10 protein-coding genes are annotated in these 9,292 nt (G+C 46.6%); 5 read left to right on the forward strand and 5 right to left on the reverse strand.

Annotated elements, in window-relative coordinates; translation table 11 throughout:
• Window positions 1-190: 190 nt before the first annotated feature.
• Window positions 191-1,153, reverse strand: a complete 963-nt coding sequence (locus tag KDK15_RS14640; protein WP_257296126.1) for a hypothetical protein — start codon at window positions 1,151-1,153, stop codon at window positions 191-193.
• 332 nt (window positions 1,154-1,485) lie between these two features.
• Between KDK15_RS14640 and KDK15_RS14645 the strand changes: the two genes are divergently transcribed.
• The 5 genes from KDK15_RS14645 to cysK all read left to right on the forward strand — a co-directional run bounded on the left by KDK15_RS14645 (window position 1,486) and on the right by cysK (window position 7,482).
• Complete coding sequence (locus KDK15_RS14645; protein WP_257296127.1) at window positions 1,486-2,859, forward strand: hypothetical protein; 1,374 nt, start codon at window positions 1,486-1,488, stop codon at window positions 2,857-2,859.
• A 17-nt stretch (window positions 2,860-2,876) separates the two neighbouring features.
• On the forward strand, window positions 2,877-3,572 hold the full coding sequence (gene cobB, locus KDK15_RS14650; RefSeq protein WP_257296128.1) for a Sir2 family NAD+-dependent deacetylase: 696 nt from the start codon (window positions 2,877-2,879) through the stop codon (window positions 3,570-3,572).
• A gap of 71 nt (window positions 3,573-3,643) precedes the next feature.
• A complete protein-coding gene (locus KDK15_RS14655; protein WP_257296129.1) occupies window positions 3,644-4,669 on the forward strand; it encodes a hypothetical protein in 1,026 nt (341 codons plus the stop codon).
• 113 nt (window positions 4,670-4,782) lie between these two features.
• Complete coding sequence (locus tag KDK15_RS14660) at window positions 4,783-6,210, forward strand: RING finger protein (RefSeq protein WP_257296130.1); 1,428 nt, start codon at window positions 4,783-4,785, stop codon at window positions 6,208-6,210.
• A 300-nt stretch (window positions 6,211-6,510) separates the two neighbouring features.
• Window positions 6,511-7,482: a cysteine synthase A gene (gene cysK, locus KDK15_RS14665; protein ID WP_257296131.1), complete on the forward strand. Its 972-nt coding sequence runs from the start codon at window positions 6,511-6,513 to the stop codon at window positions 7,480-7,482.
• A gap of 140 nt (window positions 7,483-7,622) precedes the next feature.
• Here the strand turns inward: cysK and KDK15_RS21540 are convergent, their stop codons facing one another.
• From KDK15_RS21540 to KDK15_RS14680, 4 genes are read right to left on the reverse strand one after another with little or no spacing between them, the layout of a single operon-like run.
• A complete protein-coding gene (locus tag KDK15_RS21540; protein ID WP_373691379.1) occupies window positions 7,623-7,850 on the reverse strand; it encodes a zinc ribbon domain-containing protein in 228 nt (75 codons plus the stop codon).
• Complete coding sequence (locus KDK15_RS14670; protein WP_257296134.1) at window positions 7,838-8,200, reverse strand: transposase; 363 nt, start codon at window positions 8,198-8,200, stop codon at window positions 7,838-7,840. Before KDK15_RS14670 ends, KDK15_RS21540 begins: the two co-directional genes overlap by 13 nt.
• The gene (locus KDK15_RS14675; protein ID WP_257296132.1) at window positions 8,091-8,573 is read right to left on the reverse strand and encodes a helix-turn-helix domain-containing protein; all 483 of its coding nucleotides are present in this window, start codon (window positions 8,571-8,573) and stop codon (window positions 8,091-8,093) included. The genes KDK15_RS14670 and KDK15_RS14675 overlap by 110 nt, the downstream gene beginning before the upstream one ends.
• Window positions 8,551-9,180: an IS607 family transposase gene (locus tag KDK15_RS14680; RefSeq protein WP_257296133.1), complete on the reverse strand. Its 630-nt coding sequence runs from the start codon at window positions 9,178-9,180 to the stop codon at window positions 8,551-8,553. The genes KDK15_RS14675 and KDK15_RS14680 overlap by 23 nt, the downstream gene beginning before the upstream one ends.
• Between the last annotated feature and the right edge of the window lie 112 nt (window positions 9,181-9,292).

The raw sequence follows: 9,292 nt of genomic DNA on the forward strand, positions 1-9,292 counted from the left end.
TTCTGACTAAGTGATCAGTCACTCTCGGCAACTGCTCCTGCATCCATGCAGTCGTTCGGCGTTACAACTCCTGTCACATAGCTAAGGCTATGCTCGCTACGTTGTGCCTTGCATAGTAACTGCCAACTTAGCCAGAAATATACGATTCCATTTGCCCAACTACTTACTCCCCTGATAAAACTGCTTAAACCTAACCTCTGGTAGATAAACCGTTGTAGCCTGGCAATTTTGCAATACTATCAACCTTGATAATAAAGTAATCTACAGTTTGGGTATTAGAAAAAAACCAACGATGTTGCTCCACCTCATCCGGTGTCTCAACTTTAAAGATAATTTCTTCTGAGCTATCTGCACTTAACAACTCAAATTTGTAATTATTATCATAATGATTCTTACCTTTGGTTTTTATAAAGCTACCACTAAAATTACTGCCTTCTTGATAACAGGTTGGGTCAAGATGTTGTTTGAAAATATTGGCCATGCTCTTCATCGGAGTAGTAATAACAAACTCCTTTCTCTGCTCCATCACGTTCCTAAGAAAAAATGCCGCAAAGCCATGTAAATCCATTGAAATTCCTTTATGAGTATCTTTTTCTCCTAAAATGTGCTCAGGATTCCTGTGTACGCCCATATGTAACTGAAACGGTACATCTATATGGGTTAACACTGCTACAGCCATTTCAATCGATTCACAGTCTCCTTTTGTCTCATACCTGAATCGACGATTTACATCAGAATTAGACACATAGGCTGACCAAACATCAACACCATTTAAATTACAGTATGATATGCACCATTTAAATTTATGCAAAGGATCTTGAGTAGCACGTACAACTTCAATTTTTTTCCGGTCAGTTTCAGGAAGTGATAAACCTGATGCTTTTGCTTTTTCTGACTTAAATGAGTGACGGCAAACTGCCCGGTTAGCAACTGTTATTTCATCATCACTGTATTTCCACCAGTGAACCATGCTTTCTGAATCAACTTTTTCCATAACATAAACAAGATCAGGTTCTTTCATGTAGGTATATAGCCCATCCGAAACCTTTGTTACAGACTTTGTCAGCCATTGGGAATTATTAGGACACGTTGCTAACTCTGCTGACTGATGAGCACATCGAAGGCTCTCAATGGTTGAAGCTACAGCTTGCATGGCAAACACTCTCAGTAATGAATGGATGATCATTGTATTAAACAAGCTAAATCTTTTTCATAACGATTAAGTCAGACTAACTGACTTTTATACAGGCCGCGAATGCCATAGTCTTTACACATTTATTTCAGAGAAACCTGTCAGTGGCACACTACTCTGCCCCATTGCAGATATGACCCACTCATTTTTCAAAACAACCGGTTAACTACTTATTAGCGATACGCCTATAACAGAATGATCCTCTCATTTCTGTGAAGATGAGAGACAACGCAATCTATTCGTTTTAAAGTGCTTGCAAACATATCAATTCAGCGGCGTATAGGAGAGCCACTATGTTTAAGCACTCATTACTGATTCTGCTGATGTCCGGGTTTTTGATAACCCGGGCCTCAGGTGAATCGTTACCGGGCAAATTGAACGTTGAGCAGCCACAGTCAACAGTAGTGACGCTCTACAGTGATAAAGCCCTGATCAGCCAGATCTTCAATTCCCGACCCGATGCGCAGGGTACCCTGGAGATTTCCGGCCTGCCGATCAACCGGCTTGATGGCAGTCTGAACCTTGAATACATTGATGGTGATACCGTTTTCCGGCCTGAGGACGTCTTCTGGTACCAGGGCGGCCTGGATCGGGATAATTACTACCGGAATCTGGTCGGCAAAAACGTTGAACTGTTTGGTGGCGGTCTGAACGTTGCTATCTTGGGAAAACTGGTCAGCTACCAGCAGGGCATCGGGCTGGTGGAAGGCAATAATGGCCGTCAGTATTTTATTGATTATCATGATCCCCAGGGGTTGAGGATGCTGTCACTGGCCTCTTCAGAGACTCAGGGTGAAAATCTCAAATACGTGAAGGCGGATTTTGGCCAGCAGCCGGTCAGTGGTCCTCTGAGGCTCTCGTATATTACGCCTCAATTAAGCTACGACAGCCATTATCGGTTAACGCTCTTATCACACAACCAGGGACGTCTGGAATTAAAAACGTTGCTAACCAACAGTGCCAATATCAACTTCGATCAGGCAACAATTCGCCTTGTGGCCGGCGGTGAAGGTGGTGTTCCCGGCTTCTCCCAAAAGAGCCGGATGCTTGAAGCATCGCTTGTGACAGATGCCGGTGACTTCGCAGAGCGTGTCGGTGAAGTATTGCTGACCACCTTACCAAAGGGCACAGTCCTTCCCGCCAATAGCAGGCAGCTGATGGATCTTTTCTCAGAAGCATTGCATCTTGAGAAGCTGTATACCCTTGACGTATACGGCCGTTCGACTGGTGGCAGAACGTCCACGGCTGAGCGTCCCAGACTGACCTGGAAATTTGAGGCACCCCTGGATCTCCCGCCAGCACAGGTTCGTCTGTATGAGCAGGATCCGGATGGGGGCTATATCATCAGTGGTCACTCTTGGTTACCGAAAACCACCGCTGGTGATAACGCCTGGTTGACCATGGGAGAAGCGCTGGCCGTTCGTGTTGAGCGGACCCGTATTGATGTTGAACAAAAGAGCGTTAAAGAGCTGGTGGTACAATGGCAGGCAACGGTCTCTAATGATCAGCAAGACAGTATTACGCTGTTGATAAGAGAGCGTGATGCCAACCTGATAAAGCTTGACAGTGTTAAGGGCGCCACGCTGGAAAAGCCGGATCAGCTTCGTATTGAGGTTGCTGCCGGTACCCGCAAAGCCATACATTTTACAGCTAAATACCGTCGTTGAATTAACGGGAGGTTAGTTTGCCCTATTCATCCATTGTTGTACTGACCGGTGCGGGTATCTCTGCCGAGTCCGGAATCAGAACATTCCGGGCCAGTGACGGGCTCTGGGAGAATCATCCTGTTGAGGATGTGGCGACACCTGAAGGGTACGCTCGAAATCCCTCGCTGGTGCAACGCTTTTACAACGACCGAAGGCGGCAGCTGAGCTCCGTTGAACCAAATCGTGCTCACCAGGTAATTGCCGAGTTTGAACGTCATTTCTCCGGAAGTTTTCTTCTGGTGACGCAAAATGTTGATGATCTCCATGAACGGGCAGGGAGCAACCGAATGATTCATATGCATGGTGAGTTGTTGAAAGTTCACTGCCAGGAGACAGGGCAGGTTTTTTATTGGGATCAGGATGTTACCGTCGACACTCAATGTGAATGCTGCGGTGTTGTCGGTAATCTCCGCCCACATATTGTCTGGTTTGGTGAGATGCCTTTACGGATGGATGAGATTTATCAGGCACTGTCCGTCTGTGATCTCTTTGTTTCCATTGGTACGTCGGGGAACGTCTATCCAGCTGCCGGGTTCTTTCAGGAGGCAGCTGCTGCCGGAGCAAAGACGGTGGAATTGAATCTTGAGCCGGGCAATCATGGCTCCTTGTTTGATGAACAGTATTACGGGGCGGCTACCAAAGTGGTTGATCGTTTCTTCAGTTCGCTGTTGTGATATGGATTTGGGAAACTTTTTGCAGAAATCTGGTCTGAAGCAGGAATATTTTTCAGCTTGAAAACCAGAAAATGTTACCTGACAATGTTGCTAATCTCACTATAGCTGAACTATCAGCACATCAACATAGACAGGAACCCGGGCTTGCACAAGAGCAAGCCCGTGCGCTGCAAGAAACGCATGCCTATTTTAAATATGTAAGGGTTCTGGAAGCTGAAGATTTAGATACTCTTAAAACTTATATAATAAATTCAGGTGAGCCTGAAATAACCGGAACTGAATCACTGCAAGAATTATCAGCAAGAGTGATCAGAAAGGCATTACTTGATGTGTCAATGATTTCAATCGACGCCAAGAGCCTGAGACTCTCAAAGCGATGTCATCGACAAATACAACCGAGTTTCTTATCCGATCATCATGGTAAGTTAGTTGATGATAAGTTAAAAAGTCTATTACGTCTGTTTAGACCATATCATAAAGAACCAGGCATAAATTTATCTTATATTGAATTCCTTTTTTATATTCGTTCACTTAGTCGGGAAATCTATGAAGATGATCCTATTGAGCAATTTTTCAGAGAGGTGGTATTTATGGGCCATACGGAAGCAGCAAAATGGGCGTTGAAGGCAGGTGGGCCGAAAATTGAGAAAATAATTCCGGAAGTCCGCAGTGAGGTTGCTAATTCAGGGGATTTTACTGCCGCACGGACGCTGTTAAAGCTAGGTATCAGCACGTTTACTCAAGAGGAAAAAGATTACTGCCTGAGACGTTCCATGGCTTTGCAGACATCTGCTGAGAATATCAAAGCCTGGATTCAATTCGGTGGCCAAATAGACGACAAGTTTCTGGATGACAAGTTAAGATTCGCTGCAGAAAATGATTTTTTTCAGGTTGACGAATACTATAAAGTATTGGCGGAGTTTTATCCTCAGGACAAACTTAACCAAAATTTAATGGCGGCGGTATCTGACAATGATCTGGCCCAGGCAAAGCAATGGCAGCTGTTGGGTGGGAAAGCAGCCACATCCGAAGTTGAAGAGCGTATTGAACATCATTACAGGAAGAATCCATTGGCAAAACTGGATGACTTTGTTTAATAAATGGCTGTTGGGAGAGGGCAATCAATGGTTGCCCCTACACAGACGGTCTCTGAAACTTCTCGCTCCCATTGCTGTCAGAATTGGAAATACAGTTATAAAAGAATTTAATTGTGCTAGTTACCAATACTGCTTCATCGGCCATGGCTTCATTGGCTGCTTCTTCGTCAAGCATCAGTAGTGACGATAAAGATGTATGCCCCATCTGCCTGGAGGAATTTGAAAAGAAAATCGTTGTTGCTCGCTGTGGCCATGCATTTCACCACAAGTGTATTGAAGACTGGAAAATTGCCTCTGCCGCCCTGGCGGTGACATACAGAATCCATGAACACGTCCCGGACTGCCCTACATGCAAATCCGAGCTGATCATTGACAACAGTAGTAGTAGTGAAGTTGAAACCGCTGACCTGAAGCCGGTTGACATTGATACGCCTCAGGGCAAGCAAAATACCCGAATCAGACAAACTTTATTTAGTGCTAAAGTACAAAGCCGGGGGCCATTGGTAGATTCGTCTTTACCATTACCACCTGATGCCAAAGCACAGCTGGATCCCCCAATCCCAGTGACACTGGAAGCATCAATCCGCAACAGGAACTTACCTCTGGCACAACGGCTGGTCAATGATCATGGCGCTATCCTGACCGCAGACAGTCTGAAAGAGGCCCTGGAGAAGGCCGCAGAAACCTTAAATGCCCACCAGGCCGGGCTTTTACTTGAATTGTCATCGTCCGACCCGGCCTCTCAGGCGGTTGCCAGAATGGTACTGGATAATGTCCTGCAAAAAATCATACCTCGTGCCTTGAATATGAGTTATGACAGATATTTACAACTGGTAAATTTTGTCAAAGTTTTTTTGGGTAAGGGAATCACTGTTCCTGAGCTGGTCAATGCGGTCATGCAGATCAGTGTTCAAAGGTCAGAGTTACATCTGGCAAAAGAGTTCAAATCCGTCTACGGGGGGCAGCTGGATATATCCACATTGGCAACGGCCCTCCAGCAGTCAGCTCAGCAAAGAGATGCCGGAAAAGCCCAAAAGCTGCTGGAATTGGTTATGCCAGACGTAGCCGTTCGTGATATTGGCCGGAAAATCCTGAAGGAGGTGCTGCAAAACACACTGCCTAAGGCTGAGGGTATGGGTATGATAAAGTTCGGCGAAATCATGGCATTTACCCGGCTTTTTTTCAGCCATGGTATTGTCAATTCCGCCCTGATCGATACCGTGATGAGACTCTATATACTCAGGGGAATGCCCAAAAAGGCACAGGAGATAAAAGCACAGTTCGGGGCAGATGAAGCTGACCAGGCCGTTGGCAGCAGTCACCAGGCAAATCCACAACTACCTCAGCCAGCGCTGGATAAGAACAGGCTGCGGGTACAGCTGCTCGAAGCAATACAGAACAGCAATATTAATACAGTGTACTGGTTGAAAAATCAGGCAGCCATGCACGATATTGTCAGTCCAGCCACTTGGCAGGAAGCCCTCAACGTTGCCCTTGACTGTGAAAATCCTGATATTGTAGCGGCCCTGCTGTCTGACTGACAGTGTGCCTGCAATCATCTCTCATCCATCTCACATCATAAGTAATCAGCAGGCAACATTTCGTGTTGTGCCCATGAGGCGCTTTATTATCCTGCAAGCTAGCACATCACATCTTGTGACTCCAAACAGTAACGCCTCCCTGATAGCGGATTATAGATATTTTATATAAATCTATAATTTTATATTACTTTACTGCATCAAGATGGCAGGGATAATCTCAAGTTATAAAAAATCAAGGCATTGAGCAGTGCCTATACAAAAACAGAGATATTTTTTTTGCACTACAAGGAATAGAGCTTTATGACCCTGGTCTATCAAGATAATTCCCAGTCTATTGGTAACACGCCACTGGTTAAATTGAACCGTCTGGCAAAAGGTCACGAGATTTATGTGAAAATTGAGTCCAGAAATCCTGCCAATAGTGTCAAATGCCGCATTGGTGCCAGTATGATCTGGGATGCCCAGCGCTCTGGAAAGCTGAAGCCAGGTATGGAACTGATTGAACCCACCAGTGGCAATACTGGTATTGCCCTGGCATTTGTCGCCGCTTCCCGGGGAATACCGCTGACGCTGACCATGCCCGCATCCATGAGTCTTGAACGTCGTAAAGTCATGAAGTCCCTTGGTGCCACTATCATTTTGACTGAACCGGCAAAAGGCATGCCCGGGGCTATTGCCAGGGCGAAGGAACTGGCGGAAGCAAGCCCGGAAAAATTCCTGTTACTGCAGCAGTTTGAAAATCCAGCCAACCCGCGAATTCATGAAGAGACCACCGGTCCGGAAATCTGGAATGCTCTGGAGGGCAATATCGATATTTTTGTTGCCGGTGTCGGTACGGGGGGAACCATTTCCGGTGTATCCCGCTACATCAAGGAAATCCAGGGCAGGAAGATCAAATCCGTTGCCGTTGAGCCCAGTGCTTCTCCAGTCATCAGCCAGACCCTGGCGGGCGAAGAGGTTAAGCCTGCACCCCATAAAATTCAGGGGATTGGTGCTGGCTTTATTCCGGCAAACCTGGATCTCAGGCTGGTGGATCAGGTAGAACAGATTTCCAATGAAGAGGCCATGGAGACTGCCCATCGGCTTATGCGGGAAGAGGGTATCCTTGCGGGTATTTCCGGCGGTGCCGCAGTGAGTGCTGCGCTTAAGGTTGCAGGACAACCAGAGCATAAAGGTAAGGCTATTGTGGTTATCTTGCCTGATTCAGGAGAGCGTTACCTGTCCACAGCACTGTTTGAAGGGGTCTTTTCTGAAAATGAAAGTGTCCAGTAATGGATTTACTGCGAACAGATCGTAATCATCTCAATTCTGCCGTTACTAAAAACCTACGATAATCAGGATTATCTGGGTTTATCTACACCGTCAACGCAGCTGCATACAGAAATATGTCTTACGCCACTCTTATGTAGGGTTTAGGGTCTGGGCGACCCCGTCGAGCTGTAACGTGTCTCGACGGGGTCGCCTCGACCATAATTATCTAAATTCACACTGGCATTATGGTCACGATCATGATGAGTTTTGCAGTTTGGGCACTCCCACTCCCGGACGGATAGAAAAAGGTTGTCGTTTATGAAGCCGCAACCTGGAACAGAACACCGCTTAGAGCTTGGGAAAAAACGGTCAGCAACTACCCCTGACAATCTCGTAATGCTGCCTTGTACTCAATAAACTGACGCAACATTCCAAAGCCTGCATCATTAACGGCTCTGGCCAGTTTACGGTTTCTGGTGGGGCGGCCTTCCGTGGGGCGGCCTTCCGTGGGGCGGCCTTCCGTGGGGCGGACTTCCGTCATACCGCTCACATTCAGATCTTCAATGGTGATGACCCTGAAGTTGGCAGTGAGATAGTCACTAACCTCATGCAATACAGCCAATCGCTGGTTACTCACACGATAATGAAGTTTGGCAATGGCTCGCTTGGCTTTCGCAGAGCGGCTGCGTCCCTTCGTTTTGCGGCTTAACGCCCGTTGTTTTTGTCCCAGACGTTTCAGCGAGAGCTTTAGCTTCTGATTGGCAGCGAAGGTTTTCACGCAAGGAAAAGCTGTCGTTTAACCCGCGTTTTTTAAACCTTGGGTATCCTGCTTTATTGCCGTTTTTCACCCGGCGAAAAAAATGGGTAAATGCATTATGAAGGTCATCGACGGTATTACTTGTTACACGTTGACTGACTTCTGCATACCAGGGAAATTCAATTCGAAGTTCTTTATATTTTTCATGGGCAGCCTGCTTCGACCACCTGACCCCTTCCTGACTAAAGTGAGCCAGTAACTGGTTGAAGGCATGACGACGGGAACCGCAGGCACGATCCAGATAATCAGCCTGTTGCTCGGTTGGTCGCAATTCAATCTTGTGTGCCAGCAACATCTTTCAGGGTTTCCAGCATTTTTTTGTGCTTCTTGCTTCGGCTGCCATACAGTCTTGCACTAAAAACGGTAATGATTTCCAGTACATCATTGGCAAGTTCTTCCGGTTGGCCGGCCCCCTCGAATGAGGGTTGGTCGCCTTTATGTATGATAACGATCTCAATGCCCTGTATCTCACAGAGTGAAAACACCAGCTCTGCACCAAACCTGAGTAACCTGTCTTTATGGGTTAACACCAGTCTTGTAATCTGGCGTTTCATAATCAACTCAAGTAACTGGTTGAGCCCTTTCTTCCTATAATTCATGCCTGAGCCAAGGTCACGAATAACTTGCGTTCGCCAACCTTTGGCAGCGCAGTATGTTTCCAGCAGCTCTTGCTGCAGGTCAAGATCTGTCCTTTGGTCATGACTGGATACACGGCAGTAGCAAAGTGTCGGGACGGACTCATTACTGAGACCCATCAACTCGGATACGTCATAGTATCGAGTCCCTCCCTTGGTTTTTCTGGCGGGCAGTAACTCGCCTGTACTCTCCCACCGTCTGAGTGTGGAGCGGTCAGTACCCAATAAGCGGGCAGCTTCACCAATCTTGACTAATCTCTTATCCATAACAAAGGACTATGGTAGATAATCATAGATTATTCAAAACTGTTTAAAGCCCCCACGCTTTTAAGTGATACAGAGCCATGCCCCTGTGGCGGGATGTCTACCCTGGTCTTTA

The sequence above is a fragment of the Endozoicomonas sp. YOMI1 genome (assembly GCF_024606345.1).
Lineage (GTDB): Bacteria > Pseudomonadota > Gammaproteobacteria > Pseudomonadales > Endozoicomonadaceae > Endozoicomonas.